This window comes from Vibrio crassostreae (assembly GCF_041439375.1).
GTDB lineage: Bacteria > Pseudomonadota > Gammaproteobacteria > Enterobacterales > Vibrionaceae > Vibrio > Vibrio crassostreae_D.
This window is the reverse complement of sequence record NZ_JBGONY010000014.1, coordinates 57,298-78,698: the sequence shown is the minus strand read 5'-3', so window position 1 is coordinate 78,698 and position 21,401 is coordinate 57,298. Positions and strand designations below refer to the sequence as shown.

Annotated in this window: 16 protein-coding genes; 10 read left to right on the top strand and 6 right to left on the bottom strand. The window is 43.9% G+C overall.

Annotated features, from left to right (window positions below):
* Window positions 1-15: 15 nt before the first annotated feature.
* Both ACED45_RS08555 and ACED45_RS08550 read left to right on the top strand, forming a co-directional pair.
* The gene (locus tag ACED45_RS08555; protein WP_004733532.1) at window positions 16-1,878 is read left to right on the top strand and encodes a DUF294 nucleotidyltransferase-like domain-containing protein; all 1,863 of its coding nucleotides are present in this window, start codon (window positions 16-18) and stop codon (window positions 1,876-1,878) included.
* Window positions 1,878-2,594 carry a 3'-5' exonuclease gene (locus ACED45_RS08550; RefSeq protein WP_371713768.1) on the top strand — a complete coding sequence of 239 codons (717 nt, stop codon included), beginning with the start codon at window positions 1,878-1,880 and terminating at the stop codon, window positions 2,592-2,594. The genes ACED45_RS08555 and ACED45_RS08550 overlap by 1 nt, the downstream gene beginning before the upstream one ends.
* Before the next feature lie 135 nt (window positions 2,595-2,729).
* Here ACED45_RS08550 and ACED45_RS08545 read toward each other — a convergent pair whose 3' ends face one another.
* The 3 genes from ACED45_RS08545 to ACED45_RS08535 all read right to left on the bottom strand — a co-directional run bounded on the left by ACED45_RS08545 (window position 2,730) and on the right by ACED45_RS08535 (window position 6,067).
* Entirely contained in the window at window positions 2,730-3,404 is a 675-nt protein-coding gene (locus ACED45_RS08545; RefSeq protein WP_086716214.1) for an oligogalacturonate-specific porin KdgM family protein, read from the bottom strand.
* Between the two features lie 75 nt (window positions 3,405-3,479).
* Complete coding sequence (locus ACED45_RS08540; RefSeq protein ID WP_371713767.1) at window positions 3,480-4,739, bottom strand: alginate lyase family protein; 1,260 nt, start codon at window positions 4,737-4,739, stop codon at window positions 3,480-3,482.
* 719 nt (window positions 4,740-5,458) lie between these two features.
* Complete coding sequence (locus ACED45_RS08535; RefSeq protein WP_371713766.1) at window positions 5,459-6,067, bottom strand: toxin-antitoxin system YwqK family antitoxin; 609 nt, start codon at window positions 6,065-6,067, stop codon at window positions 5,459-5,461.
* Window positions 6,068-6,576: 509 nt separating this feature from the next.
* Here ACED45_RS08535 and ACED45_RS08530 point away from each other — a divergent pair.
* Together ACED45_RS08530 and ACED45_RS08525 are read left to right on the top strand one after the other, a co-directional pair.
* Window positions 6,577-8,349, top strand: coding sequence for a sodium:solute symporter family transporter (locus ACED45_RS08530; protein WP_371713765.1), 1,773 nt, complete (start codon window positions 6,577-6,579; stop codon window positions 8,347-8,349).
* An 85-nt stretch (window positions 8,350-8,434) separates the two neighbouring features.
* Entirely contained in the window at window positions 8,435-10,051 is a 1,617-nt protein-coding gene (locus ACED45_RS08525) for a polysaccharide lyase 6 family protein (protein ID WP_371713764.1), read from the top strand.
* A 167-nt stretch (window positions 10,052-10,218) separates the two neighbouring features.
* Here the strand turns inward: ACED45_RS08525 and ACED45_RS08520 are convergent, their stop codons facing one another.
* Complete coding sequence (locus ACED45_RS08520) at window positions 10,219-10,731, bottom strand: peptide-methionine (S)-S-oxide reductase (protein WP_371713763.1); 513 nt, start codon at window positions 10,729-10,731, stop codon at window positions 10,219-10,221.
* Window positions 10,732-10,959: 228 nt separating this feature from the next.
* On the opposite strand from ACED45_RS08520, the gene ACED45_RS08515 reads away from it, so the two are divergent.
* The 3 genes from ACED45_RS08515 (at window position 10,960) to tnaA (ending at window position 15,942) form a co-directional block, all read left to right on the top strand.
* Window positions 10,960-12,072, top strand: a complete 1,113-nt coding sequence (locus tag ACED45_RS08515; protein WP_371713762.1) for a YcjF family protein — start codon at window positions 10,960-10,962, stop codon at window positions 12,070-12,072.
* Complete coding sequence (locus tag ACED45_RS08510; protein WP_371713761.1) at window positions 12,059-13,717, top strand: GTPase family protein; 1,659 nt, start codon at window positions 12,059-12,061, stop codon at window positions 13,715-13,717. The genes ACED45_RS08515 and ACED45_RS08510 overlap by 14 nt, the downstream gene beginning before the upstream one ends.
* 752 nt (window positions 13,718-14,469) lie before the next feature.
* The gene (gene tnaA, locus ACED45_RS08505) at window positions 14,470-15,942 is read left to right on the top strand and encodes a tryptophanase (protein ID WP_146489912.1); all 1,473 of its coding nucleotides are present in this window, start codon (window positions 14,470-14,472) and stop codon (window positions 15,940-15,942) included.
* Between the two features lie 96 nt (window positions 15,943-16,038).
* On the opposite strand, the gene ACED45_RS08500 is transcribed toward tnaA, so the two are convergent.
* On the bottom strand, window positions 16,039-16,917 hold the full coding sequence (locus ACED45_RS08500; RefSeq protein ID WP_371713760.1) for a LysR substrate-binding domain-containing protein: 879 nt from the start codon (window positions 16,915-16,917) through the stop codon (window positions 16,039-16,041).
* 282 nt (window positions 16,918-17,199) lie between these two features.
* Between ACED45_RS08500 and ACED45_RS08495 the strand changes: the two genes are divergently transcribed.
* A complete protein-coding gene (locus tag ACED45_RS08495; protein WP_285954386.1) occupies window positions 17,200-17,439 on the top strand; it encodes a hypothetical protein in 240 nt (79 codons plus the stop codon).
* A gap of 215 nt (window positions 17,440-17,654) precedes the next feature.
* Entirely contained in the window at window positions 17,655-17,972 is a 318-nt protein-coding gene (locus ACED45_RS08490; RefSeq protein ID WP_371713759.1) for a Dabb family protein, read from the top strand.
* Window positions 17,973-18,064: 92 nt separating this feature from the next.
* Here the strand turns inward: ACED45_RS08490 and ACED45_RS08485 are convergent, their stop codons facing one another.
* On the bottom strand, window positions 18,065-19,273 hold the full coding sequence (locus ACED45_RS08485; protein WP_146489915.1) for a DUF3103 domain-containing protein: 1,209 nt from the start codon (window positions 19,271-19,273) through the stop codon (window positions 18,065-18,067).
* A gap of 614 nt (window positions 19,274-19,887) precedes the next feature.
* Here ACED45_RS08485 and ACED45_RS08480 point away from each other — a divergent pair.
* Window positions 19,888-21,357: a transglycosylase SLT domain-containing protein gene (locus ACED45_RS08480; protein ID WP_371713758.1), complete on the top strand. Its 1,470-nt coding sequence runs from the start codon at window positions 19,888-19,890 to the stop codon at window positions 21,355-21,357.
* Window positions 21,358-21,401 lie beyond the last annotated feature (44 nt).

Here is a 21,401-nt window from a genome sequence, read left to right as displayed (position 1 = left end):
ATTGCGAGTGTGATTATGCCTCAGTCTTTATTACCAAATATTCTTCAGTTTATCGGTCAGATAGACCCTTTCGATAAGATCCCTAAAGAAGCGCTGCGTGAACTTGCCTCTAATGTTCAGATCACTTACCTCGGCAAAGGGGATGTGGTTGATCTGTGTGAATCGGGCAAGGAAAAGTCGCTCTATATCATTCGAACTGGCTCTATGGAGCAACGAAAATCGGACGGTGTGCTTCGCGCACGTCTAGGTAGCGAAGACTTGTTCGGTTTTACATTCTTAGATTCTGAAGTTAACGATGAGAAAGGCTATAGAGCCATCGCAATTGAGAACACCTTACTTTATGTGATTCCACACTCGGCACTTCAAACGCTTTTCAAAGCCTTTCCAAGTTGCGCTGAACACTTTGCTTCACAGGCGCAGGTTCGCTTGAAGTCGGCATTGGATGTGGTGTGGTCAAATAAAGAGAAAGGCCTATTCATTCGTAAAGTTGAGGAAGTGGCAAGCGGGCAGGTCGCCATTGTTAAGTCTGAGCAAACCATCCAATCGGTAGCGGTGGAAATGCTTCATCAACGCTCGCCATGTGCGGTGATCTATGAGGGTGAAACCATTGTTGGTTTGATTACCGACCGTGACATGACTAAGCGAGTGATCGCTCACGGTGTCAGTACTGATAGCCTGATCTCAGAGGTAATGACACACTCTCCACTCACAGTGAAACCCGATGATTTAGTGCTGCATGCTGCATCTATCATGATGCAATTCAATATCCGTAACTTGCCCGTTGTGAAAGAGAATAAAGTCGTTGGTCTTCTCACCACGTCTCACTTAGTTCAAAACCACCGTGTCCAGGCGATCTTCTTAATCGAGAAAATCAAATACGCGGGCAGTGTGAAAACCATGTCTTCGTTCACCCCTGAGCGACAAGCTATTTTTGAAGCGCTGGTGGAAGGCAAGGTTGCACCGGAAACCGTCGGTAAGGTCATGACCATGATTATGGATGCCTACACCCGTCGATTGATTCAAATAGCGATTGATAAATTAGGCCCACCACCGTGTGATTTCTCTTGGATCGTAGCGGGATCGCACGCGCGTAATGAAGTGCACATGTTGTCGGATCAAGACAGCGCGATTGTACTGGCTGATGATGCGACAGACAGTGACCGTATTTACTTCAAACACTTAGCGATGATGGTGACCAACGGGTTGGCAAGCTGCGATTACCCGTTGTGCCCAGGAAAATTCATGGCAGCGACGCCAAAATGGTGTCAGCCACTCAATGTTTGGAAGCACTACTATAAAAAATGGGTCGCCAACCCGGAGTACGAACGCCTACTCAACATCAGTGTGTTCCTAGAGATCCGTACTATTTATGGCAACAGTGAGTTCGAAGGCATTCTTCGTGATGAGCTGCATACCAATATTCGCGGCAACCGTGAGTTCCTAAGTACGCTCGTGAAAGATGCGGTCAATACCAATCCACCTTTGGGTATCTTCAACAGCTTGGTGTTAGAAAAATCGGGTGAGAACAAGAAAACCTTGAACGTGAAGAAATACGCCATCAACTTGATTATTGATTTAGCGCGTATTTATGGTCTCGCAGTGGAGTGTGACTTGTCGGCCACTGATGAACGCTTTGCGGCAGCCAATGAAAAAGGCATGCTGAGCGACGACGCATTCAAAAACATTCTAGGTGCTTACCAGTTCATTCTCTCTTTCCGATTCGGTCATCAACTTGAAGCGTTGAAGAACGGAGATGTGCCCGACAACAATATCAATCCAGATAGCTTTGGTAGCTTTGAACGTAAACACTTGAAAGATGCCTTTAGGATCATTGCTGACCTTCAAGAAGCGGCGAAAATTCGTTTCGGAGCGCGTTAATGAAAGCCTTATTGAACTACTTTCACCCGCTGGAGCGAATTAAACGCAAGCGTAAGCAATACCTAGGTACGGTTAAGCTGCCAGAAGCGTTACATGATCTGGTAGAACGGCCTTGTCCTGAAATGACTGATTTGGCCAAAGACAGCGACTATATCGTGTTGGATCTTGAAACCACAGGCTTAGACAGCGAACAAGATCTTATCTTGTCAATGGGATGGGTCGATGTGGTGAAAGGGCGAATCGATTTGGCTTCTGCCAAGCATATCTACCTCAATAACGATTCTCAGATCAATGCTGAAACCGCAGTGATTAACCACATCACACCACAGATGTTGGAAGAGGGTGCATCTATTCATGATGCGATGCTCACTTTCTTCGAAGCAGCGAAAGGTAAGATCATCGTCGCGCACGCTTGTGTGGTCGAAGAGAAGTTCATCAGCCAATATCTGCTGAGATGTTATGGCTTAAGGCAACTGCCTCTACTTTGGTTGGATACACTGTGTATTGAGAAAAGCATGGAAAAAGCAATCAGCAACCATGAAGAGGTGGATTTAACTCTGGCTGGCACGCGTGAAAGGTACAGACTTCCTGAGTACAACAGCCACAATGCATTAGCTGATGCAGTCTCAACAGCGGAATTGTTTTTAGCTCAACAAAAGAGATTGGTGCCTAACGATGAAGTGACCGTTGCATTCCTCTATCGGATCAGTCAATAGGAAAAGCAACTTCAAGTACTCGATTTTTTTAACCAACTGATTTTAAATAAAAAAGCCAGCAATTAAGCTGGCTTTTGTTTGGATCTTAGAAAATTAGGACAGTAATTATCTTAGATTTTTCATGTAGCGTGTAGCTTAGAAGCTGTAAGTAATGCCTACACGGCTACGTAGTTGACGGTCACGGCTGTCTTGAACGTTACCGAACTCAACGTATGGACGCCAGCTCCAGTCAGCCTCTTTGTAACCCACTTTAACGTTGTAATCCCACTCATTGTCAGCACCGCCGCCGCCAGTCCACTCATTATCAATGAAGTCTTCTGCGTAGTTAGCTTCGAAGCCGAACTGCCAAGCATTCCAGTTGTAATCGATGTTACCCGTTACTTTACTGCGGTTCTTATTGTCGTTTGAAGAATCAGAGTTGTAGTCACGGAACTCGTGACGGTAGCGAAGCTTCGCCTTCACACCTGAATCGAAAGAGTATTGAACACGTACTTGAGGTTTGTAGGTTACGCTATCAGAACCAAATGTTACTGGCATACTTGGTTGGATTAACCAGTGATCGCTGATTTTGAATTTGTAGCCGTATTCAAACTCGTTGTCTGCAGCTTCCCACTCAGAGAAAGGCTTACCTTTTTGCTTCATTTCAGCGCCAAAGAAGTGGTTGTCTACAGAACCACTCATTTTGATACGGCTTGCCCAGTCTTCAGAACCATGTTTGTACTCTTGGCGTGCGTCAAGTGAAGCGGCAGAAACACTGCCAGCAAAAAGAGTTGCTACGATCGCTAAAGTAATCTTATTGTTTTTTATCATTTTATTGTTTCCACTGTATCTAAATAAAAAATGGTTGTTTAAGGGACTGACATTGAGCCCCTTGTCGTATTGGGATTAAAGTTGTGGGTAAAGCAGTTCTACGTCTCGTTGAGCCCAAACTTCCGCTAGGTTCTTCTTAACCGTGAACTCACTGAAGTCAGTTTCTGTTGCCAGTTTCACCCACTCAGGGTTTTCCATAGCAACACCGGCTTTCAGGTAAAGCGGAGTCATGCGTTCAACGCGACGACGTTCATCTTTTTGTGTGTATGGCCACTCTTTCGACAGGTCGTTGTAGTCAGCCATTAGCTGAATGCCTGTGTCTAAAGAGCCACCTTTTTTGTTTGTGTAGTTCCAAAGGTCGATGCCGACTTTGTCACCGATCTGAGCCATACCGACCAATGGATCTAGGCTGAAGTAGTGGTAGTGGTAAGCACGTGTACGTTCGATTTCGTGAGGCTGAGAGCCATCTTTCTCGAATTGTGTGTCGATACGCATTTTGCCTTTTTGAACCATCTGCTTAGCCAGTGCGTCGTTACCAATGAAGTAAGAAACGCCTGCTACTTGATAGTCGTACCAAGTGCCGTGGTTGTTTTCTGCGTAAGCTTCGCCTTTAGGGCCACCAGACAGATCATCGATGATTAACCAATCTAGATATTCGCTGTACCACTGAGTGATTTGTGTTTCATCAGACTCAGTCCACGTTGGTGATTGAGACAGAATAGCGATTGAATCCAGCATGCGATCAGTCAGTGTTCTGGTATCGATGATTCCACCGCGGCGACCTTCAGCAACGCCAGGTACACCTTGTCCGTAGTTCACGTTCGGGTTCATCTTCGTATCTTCATTAAAGAACCAAGTTCTTACATATTCGATACCTTGCTGAGCGTATTTTTCGTCTTGGCTAAAGTAGTAGGCGATCGCTAATGCGCGAACAGAACGGGTGAAGTGGCCAATACGTTTTGAGTCAGTTTCGTCAGTTTTTGATGCTGGGTTGGTTTTTCCGTCATGGCGCACCCACGGAAGCCCATCTTCTTTTGATTCATCAGGCCACCAGTAAGGGCTGATGCTCATGTAATCGTTTTTGCTGCCGCTTGGTGGAACCATGCTTTTATTAGCAACGCTGAAAGGACCATCGTTCATAGCTAGTTCTGCTTCTTCAATCAGCTTGGTGTAAGCATCTTTCATTGAATCAGAAGCTTTATCTGACTGAAGAAGAGTGCGGTTGGCTTCTAATGTTGCTTCATCGAGGAAAACGAATTCAGCGGCCATAGCTTGTGAACCGAAAGTGATAGCACCAATACAGGCAGCCAGATGTAGGAGTCGGGGGGCTTTCATATTTACGCCTTTTGTTTTGAATTAAAATAATACAAATATGGTAGCGATCCGAGGCGTGATGATCTGTGAATTAGATCGTGTTGTAGTTACAAAACCGCTATTTACAAAGGGTTACAAAGTTAACATGGCTATAAGTCGTTGTTTTTATTGCTTGATTTATCTTTGTGGGGCTGTTTATAAAGTTCTTGTTTATCAATAAATGTGCGCTACAGCAAAAATTTGAATCTTTAGATGTTATTTGTATTTGTAATATATTATTATTTACTAACTTTATGTAGCAACACTTATCTTTCGTATGTTGAATATATGTAGATTCAACAAACAACCGCTAAGTAGTGAAGTAAGGTGGATAGAAGAACGAATAGTTCAAAGGACGAGGCATTTGCTTGAGGTGATAAAAGCTTCAATCAGAACAGGTTTGAAATGTAGTAGGCAAGGCAGTGACACAGCCTGCTATATAGAATCGAATTTAGTTAAGACGGTTAACGTCTCTCTAAGTCGATGAAAAGAAGAAATCGTTGAAGTGCTTGCAAGAGCATTTTGATTATTGGTCCCAACTACTCTAATTATAACTTTTGCTTTCATTTAGAAAGATAGGAGATGGCAGTCAAGATCTGCCTTTACGCTCATGTTGATACAGGCAACATGAGCGTTTTTTTTCGTACTTTCAGAGAGAGGTCACAAGCTAGAAAGCCAGTCCATGATTAGTTTAGATTCGCTTAACTGTGACTAGGTATCCAAACCTGTTTAGACGTGACTTTGTGGTCTTTAAAGGTCAGTTCTTCAACCTTGTCTCCGTTAGCATTCCAGCGAGTGAGTTTCCCGTTTGCTACTTCGCCTTCATCAAATTTCGCTTGGCTGGCCTTATTGCCATTAGGGTAGTAGTCCGTTACCAATCCATCTTTTTGCCCGTCACTGAATTCGGCTGTTAGGCTTTGTTCGCCATTCGGATACCAGCGAGAGGCAACACCCGACAGCTCATTGTCTTTATAGTTGAGCTCCGCTTTTTTCTGTCCGTTTGGATACCAGGTCTCGGCCTTACCTTGCAGCTCACCTTTAACGTAATTCACTTTAGAAGCAACTTGGCCATTTGGGTACCAGTTGGTTTCTAACCCAAGTTCTAGGCCATCGGCAAATTGAGCTTGGGTCGCGACTTGGCCGTTATCGAACTTCTCTTCAAATTGACCAGTAAAGGGTTTTGAGTGGTTTACTTGATAAGCCACACCTTTACGCATCTGTAAGTAGTCAACAGCATCATCGCTGGTGGCTGCATAGCTCATAGAAGATACCGTACTAAGAGCAATTAAGATTGGAACGTATTTCTTCATAATGACACCTTTTTAATGGACGAGGGGAAAGTGTAACGGGTGTGTTAAAAGCATTTCACTTCCGAGAACCACTGTCAGTATCTAATAGTGGTTTTCAAGTTTTCATTATTGGCTACCTAATATAGGGAACTTTTAAAAGCAAATTTTCAATTTTATTTGTACTACAAATGTGTTCGTCTGATTCATTTTTATAAATTATATCTAACGATATTTTTGCTGTTCTTCTTTGAGCTTTGATCGTGACGAGTAATGGTTTTTGTCGATAATTCTTCGTTTTTTAGAGGGTTTGTTCATGTTTTTCGGGGTTTTTGTCGAAATCTAGTACGGATGGCTGCACTCACTTGAGGAATTATGCTCGTAGGTGGTGCAACTTTGAACTCGATCACTTGTATGATTAATTGAGTGTCAGACTGTAAGATCACTGTCACGCATTTGGATTATTGTAGTACAAATATGCTTGCCATCTATCTATAGTGACGTCAACAAAAAACATAAATAAAGGTCTCAAGATGGAACTCAATACCCTGATAGTTGGCATCTACTTCCTATTCTTAATTGCAATAGGGTGGATGTTCCGAACGTTTACAAGTACGACGAGTGATTACTTCCGTGGGGGAGGTAATATGCTGTGGTGGATGGTAGGTGCAACCGCATTTATGACCCAGTTCAGTGCGTGGACATTTACTGGTGCAGCAGGTAAAGCCTTTACCGATGGTTTTGCCGTAGCGATTATCTTTATCGCGAACGCATTCGGTTACCTAATGAACTACCTTTACTTCGCTCCGAAGTTCCGCCAACTGCGCGTTGTGACGGTTATTGAAGCGATTCGTATGCGTTTTGGTAAGGTGAATGAGCAAGTGTTTACTTGGTCTGGGATGCCAAACAGCGTTATCTCTGCAGGTATCTGGTTGAATGGCCTTGCGATCATCGCATCGGGTATCTTCGGCTTTGATATGACAACGACGATTGTCCTAACGGGTCTGGTTGTACTGGTGATGTCAGTAACGGGCGGCTCTTGGGCGGTAATCGCATCTGACTTTATGCAGATGGTTATCATTATGGCAGTGACCGTAACGTGTGCTGTAGTAGCGGTCTACCACGGTGGCGGTGTTACGCAAATCATCAATGATTTCCCAACCGATTCATTTATCACGGGTGATAACCTTAACTACCTAAGCATCTTCAGCATCTGGGCGGTGTTCATCTTCTTGAAGCAGTTCAGTATCACCAATAACATGCTGAACTCTTACCGTTACCTTGCAGCGAAAGACTCAAACAACGCACGTAAAGCAGCACTGCTTGCTTGTGTACTAATGACACTGGGTCCAATCATCTGGTTCATGCCTTCATGGTTCATGGCGGGTCAAGGTGTTGATTTAGCAGCAGCTTACCCAGAAGCAGGCAGTAAAGCCGCTGATTTCGCTTACCTATACTTCGTTCAAGAGTACATGCCGGTTGGTATGGTTGGCCTTCTGATTGCCGCGATGTTTGCAGCAACAATGTCTTCAATGGACTCTGGTCTAAACCGTAACTCAGGTATTTTTGTTAAGAACTTCTACGAGCCGATTCTTCGCCCTAAAGCGACAGAGAAAGAGCTAATGGTCGTTTCTAAACTTACGTCTACTTTCTTCGGCATAGCGATCATCTTGGTTGCTCTGTTCATCAACTCCCTTAAAGGTCTGAGCCTTTTCGACACCATGATGTACGTGGGCGCATTGATCGGCTTCCCAATGACGATTCCAGCATTCTGTGGCTTCTTCATCCGTAAAACACCGGATTGGGCCGGTTGGGGCACGCTAGTTGTAGGTGGTGTGGTTTCTTACTTCGTTGGTTTCGTTATCACGGCTGACATGATCCAAAACTGGTTCGGTCTAAACGAGCTAACAGGCCGTGAGTGGGCTGACCTGAAAGTGGCTATCGGCCTTATCGGTCACATCGTATTTACTGCTGGCTTCTTCGTACTATCAACACTGTTCTACAAGCCTCTTGCTGAGCACCGTGAGAAAGACGTAGACAAGTTCTTCAACAACCTAGCGACACCATTGGTTGCTGAAAGTAACGAGCAGAAGAAACTGGATAACAAGCAACGTCGTATGTTGGGTTCACTTATCGCAGTTGCGGGTGTGGGCGTAATGACAATGTTCGTAATGCCTAACCCAATGTGGGGACGCATGGTGTTCGTTCTTTGTGGCTTGATTGTATTCTCTGTTGGTTTGCTGCTTGTTAAAGCGGTAGATGACAAGGTTGAGAAACAAGACGAAGTAACACCAGCTGAAAGCTAATTCAATACGCATCCTAAATAACATCACGGCCACCTGAACGGGTGGTCGTCAATTTTATAATCCAAACTTTAATGTGAGATGTACGATGAACAAAAAACTATTATCGGTAAGCATTATTAGCGCGTTCACGCTCGCTTTTGCAACAGGCTGTACAACACAAGAAAAAACAGCACCCGTAGTCAGTGTCGCTGAACAAGTTGCGCCTGCTATTAGCGAAATCGACCGCAGTTATCTATTGAGCAGTGACCGCTTAACTGAGATAGATGGCAACACTCTAGCCGTTGCTTCAAAAGAACAAGTGGCTGCGCTTAAAGCACAATTTGAAAACCTAAAAGATGGCGACGAAGTGGTGATCCCTGCCGGTAAATACGCGAACTTAGGTCAAGTGACGATCACGGCCAATGACATTACTATCAAGGCCGAGCAAGCAGGCTCTGCTTGGATCACTGGTTTGATTCAGTTTGAACTGAAAGGCGATGACATCACGCTTGATGGCTTGGTATTTACTGAGGGTGGCCCTAACGAACGCTTTGGTGCAGTACGTATGATGGGTAATAGCAACACGCTTCAAAACTCAACATTCTACTACTTCAACCACGATTACACTTACGAGCCAGACGAGCGTCGTTCTGAGTATCCAAAGTACCTTTGGGTTTCTCTATGGGGTAAAGACGGCAAAGTCATCAACAACCGTTTCGAAGGTAAGCAAAAACGCGGTACTTTGATTGGTGTTCAAAAGGATGACACGTCAGACAACCACCTGATCGCGAATAACATCTTCATGGATCAAAAGCCTAACCAGTTCAACGAATTCGACATCAAAGAAGCGATTCGTTACAACGGCAATAGCTGGGAAGCGATCCGTATCGGTGACTCTAAATCTTCACAGTGGGATTCAAGTTCTAAGTTCTTGAACAACCTAATGATCGATATGGATGGTGAGCGTGAGCTTATCTCGATTAAGTCGGGTGACAACACGATCTCAGGCAACACCATTTTTCAAAGTGCGGCACTGATTTCACTGCGCCATGGTAAAGGCAGCACGGTTGAGAACAACATGATTCTGGGTAACGAGAAACGCTTAACAGGCGGTATTCGTATCTACGATGAAGACCATGTGATTCGTAACAACTACATTGCAAACACTCGTGGTCGCGATGGTGTGATTGAAGGCAACGCTGACTTGCGTGGCGGCATCGTTATTAACACGGGCATTATCGACGTAGCGAATGGTGAGCAGCTGGATCAATCGGTGAAAGGCAAAGAGCTTAACAAGCAGTGGACACCGAAAAACATCACCATCGAAAACAACTCGCTAGTCGATACTGAGTGGGGCATTGTTTACGGTAACCAAAGCCACCGTGTAAGCCTGTTCAATAACGCAGAAGTTGAAGGTATTTACGCAGGTGTGGACGTGGCGTTCAAGAACAACGTGGTTGATAACTCGCAGTCACCTGAGTTTGTCAGTGTACGTGCAACGCAAGACTTCCCATTAGTGGGGGCGACTTACACAGACGAAACTTACGTGGGTCAAGTAACGGATTCTGAATTGATCGAAGGCTACTCGGTTGAGCTACCAAAAGTTATTGTAGAAAACGGTATTAACGCTTACCAAGGTGAAGGCGCAGATGTGTCTAAACTTGCGGTCGTGACGGCTGAAACAGCGGGTCCGGACTACGTGCTTGAGAATACGACTAAGTAAGTTATTGGCTATGGGTCATTACTTAATGGCTAATGCTTAATGGTTTGAGCTATCAAATCAATTCACGATAGCTGTCTTGACCATTAACACTTAAAAAGCCTCAACAGATAATGTCTGTTGAGGCTTTATCGATCTTAGGTTGTGACTATCTCGATCTTACGTCGTGACTACTGTGATTTATACTTATGCAGCAGATCCCAAGGGATATGGCATAAGTGATGATCTTCAGGAAATAGGCTTAAGTGATGTTGGTGGATGTTGTCGCTGGCAACATAATTGGTCAATGGCAACACCTCAACAGCGATACGGTCGGCGTCATCTCTTGAAGCAATATAGTGCTCAGCTTCGGTTAAGTGTTTCGCATCATTGCTGTATACGCCTGTGCGGTATTTCTCTCCCACATCGACACCCTGTTTATTGATGCTGTAAGGGTCGATAATCTCAAACAAGTGTTCTATCAGAATCGTAATTGACGTGATGTTTGGATCAAATTCAATTTGTACGCACTCTGCGTAGCCATCGTAATCGCTTCGTGTGTCATCGCCTTGAGTCGTCCAGTTTTCTGCTAACTGGGCGTTTCCATTAGCACGGCCTGCTTCTGTACTGATAACGCCAGGAACGTACTTAATAAATTCTTGTACGCCCCACAAGCACCCACCAGCTAAATAAATTTGTTCCATACTTCTCTTTGAGCTCCCTGTGTTTGTTGATGTTCGTTAGGTGCCTAAATCAATACGATGATACAGGATCGTCTATAAAAAAGGAGCGCGTAAATAAAAACAAGCGTTTAGGCATTGTAAACCTGTGCGACTGAACAAACATAAGTTTAATATGATTTGTGATTATATAAGTCAGTATTGCTTTGTCATCAACCCGAATCTCAACATCAAGTGAGCGTTACTCTAAACATGTTTGATCAAATAAAAGACTTCATCAATCCGAGTAAGAACCCAGACCTTACTCAGGCCCATGAATATCAGCGCAAGCATCTTCCTACATTGTGGCTGTTAGGCAAGACGGGGGCGGGTAAGTCATCGTTTATTCAGGCGGTCACGGGTGACTCTTCGGTTGAAGTTGGAAATGGTTTTGCTCCGTGCACCATGACGGCAATGTCTTATGAATTCCCACAAGACAAACCGGTGATGCGCTTTCTCGATACCAGAGGCCTAAGTGAAGCGAATTACGATGCGAAAGAAGATCTGGAAGAGATTGGTCAGGCAGGTAATGCGTTAGTCGTTGTGATGAAAGCCGACGAACCTGAACAATCCGCTGTGCTTGCGGCTCTAAAACAGATTAAGAAACGGAAGAAGATCAAACACTTGTTGCTTGTTCATACTGCGGTGCTGTCTTCCAATGAAACAGACCGTGCGAGGCAGATTCAGTTCAACATCAACCAAGTAGAAAAAATTTGGGGTAAGAGCTTTGAATCCGTCGCGGTGGATTTCGAAACGGATGACGTGAGCAACAATGGAGGCTCAATCTACAATTATGAAGCCTTGATTGAACAGCTGACTAATATGCTTCCTGTTATTGGCATGATGGTGCAAGACAAAGAGCATTCCACCCAAGAAGAAGCCAACTTTGACCAAGTAGAAAACGAAGTGCTTTGGTATGCAGGAAGTGCCGCGGCGAGTGACCTGATTCCGGGTGTTGGTTTGGTGTCGGTGCCTGCGATTCAAGCGAAAATGCTTCATAGCTTAGCCAATCAATATGGGGTTGCGTGGAACAAGAGAGTCTTCAGTGAGCTAATAGGCACTTTGGGAAGCAGCTTTGCAGTGCAATATGGCATGAAGCTCGGAACTCGACAGCTGATAAAGTTGATTCCGGTTTATGGTCAAACGGTCGGCGCGGTTGCAGCTGCGGCCATGAGTTTCGGCACCAGCTATGGTTTAGGTCGAGCGGCTTGTTTTTACTTCTATCATAAGAACAAAGGCGAAGAAGTGTCTGAACAAGAGATGCAAAAGATCTACAAAGAATCCCTGAAAAAAGGTAAGGCGGCGTCGGGCTATGAAGAAAATTAGAAACCTATTTCGATTACTGGCCGTCCTATCGAGCGGGCGTTGGGGCATTGCGCTGATTTCGGCAATCTTCCCAAGCCTCATCATGATGGGTTTTGGTCTGTTTTTGGCCGTCAAATACGGCTATCTGTTGGAAATGTCGATTGCTATTGCCGTGAGTACCTTGGTGTTCACCATTCCTTTATACATTTCTAGCCGTTCTTCTCGCCAACTAACTGATAGCAATGCGTCTGCTAACTCAGCAAGCGATAGTGATACTGAATCATCGCCTAAGAGTGCTGACATCAATGATGCGATGGTCAAAGCATCCGATGAATGGTCCCAAGCTGAGTTGTTGATTTGGAACGACTCGAAACACTACGTGCGTCAGCAATTAAGTGGCGAGATAGAGTGGGGCAACCTAGACCAAACCGGTTTAGAGGTGCTTGAGTTTGTCGCCAAAAAGTTTGATAAAACATCACTCGATTTTTCGATTCCTGAAGGCCTAAAACTCTTCGAAGAGGTCAGCCGCCGCTACAAATTAGTGGTGAAAGAACACATTCCGGGCATTGAGTATCTCAAGGTTTCTTACATCAAAGCGGGCTACGAAGCCTACGACAAATACGGTGAGCTAGGGCAGAAGATCTTCAAAGCGGCTATCTGGGGTAACCACCTTAAAAACCTATATTTGAATCCACTTAAGGTGATTTCTGATTTAGGTCGAGAGCAAGCGACATCTACCATGACCAAAGGTGTGGTAGATGACATGCAATACGCTGCCAAACAAGCCTTACTCGATGAAGTAGCCGCTGTAGCAATTGATCTCTATAGCGGGCGATTCAGCATTGAAGATGAATCTCTGCGAGCGTCTGATGTGTCAGAAGCCGACGAAAAGCGTTTTGCTCCTGAATTAGAGCCTGTACGAATTGTGTTGGTGGGGCAAACAAGTTCGGGCAAATCCTCACTGATTAACGCCCTTAAGCAAGAGTTGGTTGCCGAGGTCGATGTTCTGCCATCAACCGATACTTCAACCGTTTACAACGCGTTTGTCGATGACAATGACGTTCGAGTTGTTGATCTTCAAGGGCTTGATGGCAACGCCAAAACCGAAGCCTTGATGCTTAAAGAAATGACTCAAGCCGATGTGGTGTTATGGGTACTTAAAGCTAATCAATCTGCACGTGATTTAGATAAGCAGTTGAAAGATAAGTTTGATGCTTTCTATGACGATTCTAAGAACATCTCACGTAAGAAGCCGATAGTTGTCTCGGTTGTTAATCAGGTAGACCGATTAAAGCCTGTAGACGATTGGCAACCGCCGTATGACTTAGAGAGCCCAACATCGGCCAAAGCGAAGATCATTGCTCAAGCGCTCGAATACAATCAAACACTGCTGCAAACCGATATTGCATTGCCACTGGCGATTGCTCCTGAAAAGGCGCAGTTTGGTTTAGATGTTTTAAGGCAGACGTTGCTCGAGCGTATCGCTGACGCAAATAACGTGCAGAGAAATCGCCAACGTTTTGAAGCAATGAAAAGAGGGACGTCGGTTAAAGGACAGCTGAACAAGGCGGTAAAAGCCGGTAAGAAGGTGGCACCAAGTGCATTGAAAGCCGCAACACCGAAGTTAGCTGAAATGGCGATTAAACAAGTGGTTAAGAAGAAGTAACCCGATCTAACAGAACTGGTAACCAAGCTCTGATGAAGCTGAAGAAGAAGTTAACGAAACTCAGTGATTATCAGAGCTTGTTTTATTTACCATTAGTTATAATTAATCCTCTATTACCGCAACTCCGTATCACTACAGTTATTTGTCGGCACTAGTTAATTCCGCGAACTAGTTTAATAGTATATAAACTGACGATATTCACAGTTTATATAACACGCTATGGTATTTAATTTTCATTCTAAATATTGATCACATTTATACTTTCTTTCGCTGTATTTATAAAACAATTGCACTATATTTAAATTTCGGATCACCTTGATTTCAACGTAGGGATATATTGTGAACATGTATCTGAAATGGCAATCAACAACATGGCTAACCTTGTTAGCTTGGTATACTTTAGATCATCAGCTCTCGTTCCACCTTTCTTCAGAGTAGTACCCTCTAGGCGTCACGCGCCAGCAGAGCCCATGAGCTTTGCCCAATCCTATTAATTTCGTCTTTAAGACATCTCGTAACTCATGCGTTTAGTATTTGTTTTTATGCATGGATATCTTGTCTCTTAGATATTATTAATTGGAGTCTAATCAATACGTCATTGATTAAATAATTTATTTCTAACTATTAATTTTTATCGTAATTATCACGAGTGTGATCGTGCGTGAAATGAAATTAATGGTGATGACCCGTGACATCTAAAAATAATGAATTTGGCTTTTTCGCCTTAGGCTGAATTTTTGAAAGGTACTATTATGGAAAATTTCAAACATCTACCAGAACCGTTTCGTATTCGCGTCGTAGAGCCAGTAAAAAGAACAACTCGCGCCTATCGTGAACAAGCCATTGTCGAAGCGGGCATGAACCCGTTTCTACTCGACAGTGATGATGTGTTCATCGATTTGCTGACCGACAGCGGTACGGGTTCAATCACACAACGTATGCAAGCAGCGATGTTGATGGGTGATGAAGCCTACAGCGGCAGTCGCAGTTACTATGCACTGTCGAATGCGGTGAAAGATATCTTCGGCTATGAGCTGACTATTCCTACTCACCAAGGGCGTGGCGCAGAGCAGATTTACATTCCGGTTCTGATCAAGAAGCGTGAAATGGAGAAGGGGTTGGATCGTAGTAAAATGGTCGCCTTGTCGAACTACTTCTTTGATACCACGCAAGGCCACACTCAAGTAAATTGCTGCGTGGCGAAGAACGTTTATACCAAAGAAGCGTTCGACACCTCAGTGAATGCCGACTTCAAAGGCAACTTCGATATCGTCAAATTGGAAGAAGCTATCTTAGAAGCGGGCGCGGCCAACGTTCCTTACATCGTGAGCACTATTACTTGTAACTCGGCTGGTGGACAACCTGTTTCGATCGCTAACCTCAAAGCCGTATACGAAATCGCTCAGAAGTACGATATTCCAGTGATCATGGACTCTGCTCGCTACGCTGAAAATGCCTACTTCATCCAGCAGCGTGAAGCCGGTTATCAAGATTGGACTATCGAACAAATCACGCGTGAGTCATACAAATACGCGGATGGTTTAGCCATGTCTGCCAAGAAAGATGCGATGGTACAAATGGGCGGCTTGTTATGCTTTAAAGACGACTCTTTCATGGATGTGTATACAGAGTGTCGAACCTTGTGTGTCGTGCAGGAAGGTTTCCCAACCTATGGTGGCTTAGAGGGTGGTGCGATGGAGCGCCTTGCGGTTGGTCTTTATGACGGCATGCGTCAAGATTGGTTGGAGTATCGCATTGGTCAGGTTCAATACCTTGTTGATGGCTTAGAAGCGATGGGTATCGTGTGTCAGCAAGCGGGCGGTCATGCTGCGTTTGTCGATGCGGGTAAATTGCTTCCTCATATTCCAGCAGGTCAGTTCCCAGCACATGCTTTGGCGTGTGAATTGTATAAAGTGGCAGGTATCAGAGCGGTTGAAATCGGGTCCTTACTGCAAGGTCGCGACCCAGCAACGGGCGAGCAGCATCCATGTCCTGCTGAGTTATTACGCTTAACTATTCCACGCGCGACTTACACACAAACACACATGGATTTTATTATTGAAGCGTTTGAGAAAGTGAAAGAGAACGCAAGCAAAGTGAAAGGGCTCGACTTTACCTATGAACCGCCAGTGTTAAGACACTTTACGGCGCGCTTGAAAGAGGTAGAAATAAGCGAGAAACAAGCAGGAAAAAAGAATGAACAAACGCTCGAAGAAGCATTTTAAAATAAAAACATAAGCGAATAGTCACAATTGCAAAGGCTCCTGTTGGAGCCTTTTTTTCATTAAACGCATTAGAAACGTATTGGAAAGAAGCTACGTTTACTTACTACTTAGAACAGACTTTAAAATAGTGAAAAGCCATTGATTTAGCGGTGCGTCTTTTTGCGAACGGCGACAACTCATTACATAGCGAACATCGATGATGAGTTTTTCTGGTAAATCAATACTGCGACAGCCTTCAGGCACACTGCCATCTAAGGTGATACCAAAATAGTCTGACTTCAACACAATATCGTGGATCATTGCAGGGTGGTCGACTTCGACTTTCGGAGTAACATCGAAACCGACGTTTTTGAGGCGATCGATAATTGGGTATCTATTGTCATTCCACCCAGGGGTTTTAAAAAGAATGATGGGATAGTTGACCAAAGACTCAAAGGTTTGCGCTTCATGCTCTTCTCGAACGAAGAACACGACTTTTCCTTTGCCAAGTTCTTTCTGTGAGATGGATTGTGGCAGGCTTTCGTCAAAATAGTGAACGGCTATCGCTTCTTCACCATCGATGATTCTGTTTTTAACATTGGTACCCCATCTCACTAACGAGAAATGGGCATGTGGCGCTTCTTTACTGAGAGCAAGGTAGAGCTTAGATCCGTAGCGTTCCCAAAACAGGGTATTGGCATAAATCTTGATATCGCCCTGATAAGATTCAGGTAAGAAAACTTGGTGTTTGATGGCTTCGACACTGCTCAGTATCTGTTCAAAATTGTCGATATTGTTTTCAACAAAAGTCGTTGGCTCAAAGCCGTGTTTGGTTTGAATGAACAGTGGGTCGTCGAGTTGTAACTTTAACTTCGACAGTTTCTTACTGATCGCCCCTGATGTCTTCCCGAGCGACTCCGCAACCAATCCAACATTGCGAAGTTCATACATACGCTTGATGACGAGGATATTTTGAATGTCTAGATTGATGTCCACAGGTTCTCCAAATGAATCCTTTTATGGGCAGTAATCTCTGTGCTGCAGGCGCACAGAAATTATGTGACTCTAATATCATAGTGCCAATGAAAACCTTATAAGACAGCACCGCGTCAGAAATTCGCTAATCCCTTGATTTTCCATTTTGTAAATCTTGCTTTTCCTCGAATGCCTTGTGTTCGGTTGTTAAAGTTACCTCAACAAAGAGAAACGCAATGAACGAATAACAGTACTGAAGCAATTCCTCAGTACTCAAAGTATTAAAATGATAAGAGGTGATGTATGAAAAAACTAATCGCATTAGGCTTAATGGCTATTTCAATGAATACAGCTTTTGCTGCAGACGGTTCTTACACTGGTACTATCGACATGACGACGAGTCACCAAAATCAAGTGAATGTTGAGCGTGTTGAGTCTGATCTGACGCTTGAAGGAAGAAACGAAGCGTCGACTGGCGGTCTGAAGTTCGAAACGAATACGCCACAAGACCAAGCTATTCAGTTAACAGGTCGTCGCGACTAACGCTTAATCAGTGCTTACCATTGTCATGAGAAATGCTGCGCCCTTAGGTGCAGCATTTTTCGTTTTGGGATTTGGAATATTTTATAAACTCTAGTGATCTAGCCTTGGCATGGTGTGTAACGTGTGGCATTTTGTCTTTCTATTAACTTTAACTCACGATTAGGTGTGGGCTCAGAATGACACACAAGCAAACGAAGATTCGAAAAGGACTAGGAATGAATCGAAAAGAAACGGGAATGATTCGTCATATTTTGCTGATTAAGTTTAAAGAAGAGGCTGAAGCGTCTGACATTGAGAAACTCAAAGGACTGTTTGAAGCGATGCCAAGCAAAGTTGAAGGGGTGACTTCAGTCGAGTGGGGGTTAAATGACAGCCCTGAAAACAAGAACCAAGGTTATACCCATTCGGTGCTAATGACGTTCGCTGACGAAGACGGCCGTCAGAACTACCTTCCACACCCAGAGCATGATGCGCTGAAAGATATGTTTCGTCCTTTGTTAGATGACATTATCGTGTTTGATTACTCCCTGTAATCAGCTTCTCAGTTCGTCTCTTATGTTTTTCTAACGTTTGATAATGAAGAGTTAGGGCTTGTGTGACTAAGCCCTAACCAATAAAGAACGATTTACTCTGTCGGTGAAATCGTAACAGGGGTGAACGAAGCAACCGCATTACCGCCAGCTCCCGGGCGATCAACATAAGGAGTGTTTTGCATTAAGGTGTAATACACGTCCACGAAGTCATCATCATTCACTAATACGCCTTCAGGAATCACATCAATGATCTTACTTGTGATTTGAGGAATGATCGCATAACCCTGAACTTCAGGATCTGGAATCATCTTCAATATCTCTTCTGCGGCTTCAACGAGCAGTTTGGCTAACGCTTTATAATCGGTGCCGTCATCGTGCTCCATCAAAATCATATCTGCTGCGCCCCAACGGTAGCGAGGCCAGAAGATTACCGTTTGATTTGGGTAGTATGTCTGTTTGTCGTAGTCCAGATAAGGCATCTCAACCAAGTCGATCTGTGGTTCTATACGGCTTGCATTAACTCCAGTGACAATAGCGTAGATTTCAGCTTTGCCAGAGATCCACGGTTCTCTATCAATGGCCAAACGAATCTTCGATAATTGGGTGGTGTTCAGTTCTTCAGGTTCAGATTCTGAAATAGAGCGACGAACTTTGTTCATTAAAGGCTGTTTTTGAGACTTGTGGACGTTGCTTTTATCACTGTTGGCATTGATTTGAGTTGCAGTACCCAGCTTGTTCATCTCGGTCTGCATCGCCATTAGGCCTGCTTTGAGTTCTTCTGCGCCGTTACTATCAATAACAAACACTGGAACGTCGGGCATTTGGTACACGTCTAATTCATGAACTTGTCCATACACATCGTACGCTTCGATGTATTGCCAATTTGAATCGTCACCAGAGGGTTCGAAGGCAAACAGCGGGCTTTCACCATTCTTCCAAGCTTCAATCATCGCTTCATCAGCCATGCGAATCTCTAGCAAAGAGTCACTGAAGTCGTTGACCCCTTTCATCTTGCGGTAGCTAAGATCGGCTTTTTGCATCTTGCTTGAAAATGCGGAGTAGGGCTTAGCTGAGTTAAGCTTGTCTATCGGTGTAGACAGTTGCTTTTCTGTTATTTGGTCTTTTAAAGAAAGCTCAAGATCGGAGTAGCGGGCACTGATTTGCAACGCCAAAGACTGCTTTTGCGCTGAGGCGTTCTCCGAAAGAGAGAGTGAGCTTGTTGTGTCGATATTGTTTGCATAGGACTGGAAGCCAACCACTGTTGTTGCAAGCACCATACTGATAGAGAAAGATGGTCTCATAAATAATCCTTATTTTAATTTTTATCATCAATAGAGCATTTGCCCTATAAGGATTAACCTATCAGTAAGGTGAATGTGTTTAAAAGTTAGACAGCTTATTTTTATTTCGTTGTGCAGCACAGGATCTCAATTTAAATAATTTATAAAATATCAAGCTGATGTTGGCTTGATATATGCGAATTTATAAACCAATCAATAGCTTACTGATTAAATCATTAACTAGCCTAGTGGTGTATGGCCTATTTAGGGGGGGATTCGGGATCGTGAAGAGTGACTTCTGATGGAGCTTTTAGAGGGGAATGAGATCTATAGGAACACCCTATATCTACTATAGCCACTGCGTTATTTCGAACTTGATGGTTTTCGGTATAATTCGCCTCCCTTGATAAAAGTAACGAATCAAAGCAACGCCTAAACGATCCATAACGCTCACCAAATTGCTCTGGACATCAAACACACTTTTCGCATCAACGCATTTTGTTCATCAACGTACATTGCAATCGTACAACGTTAAGAAATGTTCCTTTACGTTGAATCGCTTCTAGCCCGATAGCTCCCACGCAATACCTAGAACTATTGAGGGTTTTGGCTTAAACGCATTAGGAATACTGAATATGACGAATTTTAAGCGCGCTTCACGTTTATCGAAGATGTTGGTTTTTCTTTCTCTTATTTCCAAATCAACTCTTGGTTTTGAAATACCCGACAACGCACTCGAATCCTATGTGGGTGATTTCTCTGCGTTGCGTGAAAAAGGCGTTGTGCGTGTTTTAGTTTCTGGTGATATGGGGTTCTATCATATTGAAAATGGTAAGCCGAAAGGGATTCTTGCTGAGCAGATTTATTACTTTGATCAAGAGCTAAAGCTGCGTGACCCTTTACTGCGCGTTAAGGTGATTCCGGTTGAGCGGAGCGAGTTACTCAATGCTTTGAATCAGGGGAAAGGTGATATTGCAGTCGCAAATTTAACAGTGACCAAACAGCGTGAGCAATTAGTCGATTTCAGCATTCCCATTCGTAGCGACATTGATGAATTGTTGGTGACAAGCCGTTCTACACCTTTGATTAATGACATCACCCAGTTACAGGGTAAAGAGGTCTGGTTAAAGCAGAATTCCAGTTACGTCAGCAGTGTTCATGCCGTGAATAAACAGTTAAAGAAGAAAGGTTTAGCACCCATCTATATCCATTTGTTAAGTGACAACCTCCAAGATCTCGAATTGCTAGATTTGATTAAACGTGGACAAATTACCGCAACCATTGTGGATAGCCACAAGCTTGAACTATGGGGAAACTTAGAGCAAGACATCAGAATCCATCGTAATCTTGCCTTTAGACACAATGCTGATATTGCTTGGGCGATTCGCAAAAATAGCCCGCAATTGAAAGCCAAAATCGACCAATATTTGCAAGATTCAAAGCAGGGTACATTGCTGGGTAATGTCATCGACAATCGTTATCTCGAAAGCACATCATGGATGAATAGAGCGTCTAACCCGATACAAAACAAAGAGCGGGATAAGCTAGAAAAGCTGTTCATGGTTTATGGGGAAAAGTTCGAGATCGATTGGTTCATTTTGTTAGCCATGGCTTTTCAAGAATCAGGCTTGGATCACTCAAAAATATCGCATCGTGGTGCGGTTGGTATTATGCAAGTGATGCCTAAAACCGCCAAAGATTGGTATGTCGATATTGATAATGTGTACGACTTAGAAAGCAATATTCATGCGGGCAGCAAGTATCTGCGTTTTATCTATGACCGATATTTCGATTTGCCGGAAATCTCGGATATCGACAAGATTCATTTTAGCTTAGCCGCTTATAATGCTGGGCCAGCTAAGATCAGACGAATGCGCATTCTTGCCGCCAAGCAAGGCTACAACCCAAATAAATGGTTTAATTATGTTGAAGTGGTCGCAAGAAAAAATATTAGCCAAGAGCCTGTAAAATACGTCGCCAACATCAATCGATACTTCACGATTTACCAGAGATTGGATGAATTCCAAGACACCCGAGAAGAGCAGCTGAGTAACATGACTCGTCAGCTCAACATTAAACGTTTCTCCCCTTATTTCGCTTACTAATGGCGGTTATTCGCCATTGGCCAAAACAAAAACTACAAACGAAA

Bases quoted from the DNA above. Each gene is read 5' to 3' on its own strand.
- ACED45_RS08555 (WP_004733532.1), top strand. From the start codon at position 16: ATGCCTCAGTCTTTATTACCAAATATTCTTCAGTTTATCGGTCAGATA.
- ACED45_RS08550 (WP_371713768.1), top strand. From the start codon at position 1,878: ATGAAAGCCTTATTGAACTACTTTCACCCGCTGGAGCGAATTAAACGC.
- ACED45_RS08545 (WP_086716214.1), bottom strand. From the start codon at position 3,404: ATGATAAAAAACAATAAGATTACTTTAGCGATCGTAGCAACTCTTTTT.
- ACED45_RS08540 (WP_371713767.1), bottom strand. From the start codon at position 4,739: ATGAAAGCCCCCCGACTCCTACATCTGGCTGCCTGTATTGGTGCTATC.
- ACED45_RS08535 (WP_371713766.1), bottom strand. From the start codon at position 6,067: ATGAAGAAATACGTTCCAATCTTAATTGCTCTTAGTACGGTATCTTCT.
- ACED45_RS08530 (WP_371713765.1), top strand. From the start codon at position 6,577: ATGGAACTCAATACCCTGATAGTTGGCATCTACTTCCTATTCTTAATT.
- ACED45_RS08525 (WP_371713764.1), top strand. From the start codon at position 8,435: ATGAACAAAAAACTATTATCGGTAAGCATTATTAGCGCGTTCACGCTC.
- ACED45_RS08520 (WP_371713763.1), bottom strand. From the start codon at position 10,731: ATGGAACAAATTTATTTAGCTGGTGGGTGCTTGTGGGGCGTACAAGAA.
- ACED45_RS08515 (WP_371713762.1), top strand. From the start codon at position 10,960: ATGTTTGATCAAATAAAAGACTTCATCAATCCGAGTAAGAACCCAGAC.
- ACED45_RS08510 (WP_371713761.1), top strand. From the start codon at position 12,059: ATGAAGAAAATTAGAAACCTATTTCGATTACTGGCCGTCCTATCGAGC.
- tnaA (WP_146489912.1), top strand. From the start codon at position 14,470: ATGGAAAATTTCAAACATCTACCAGAACCGTTTCGTATTCGCGTCGTA.
- ACED45_RS08495 (WP_285954386.1), top strand. From the start codon at position 17,200: ATGAAAAAACTAATCGCATTAGGCTTAATGGCTATTTCAATGAATACA.
- ACED45_RS08490 (WP_371713759.1), top strand. From the start codon at position 17,655: ATGAATCGAAAAGAAACGGGAATGATTCGTCATATTTTGCTGATTAAG.
- ACED45_RS08485 (WP_146489915.1), bottom strand. From the start codon at position 19,273: ATGAGACCATCTTTCTCTATCAGTATGGTGCTTGCAACAACAGTGGTT.
- ACED45_RS08480 (WP_371713758.1), top strand. From the start codon at position 19,888: ATGACGAATTTTAAGCGCGCTTCACGTTTATCGAAGATGTTGGTTTTT.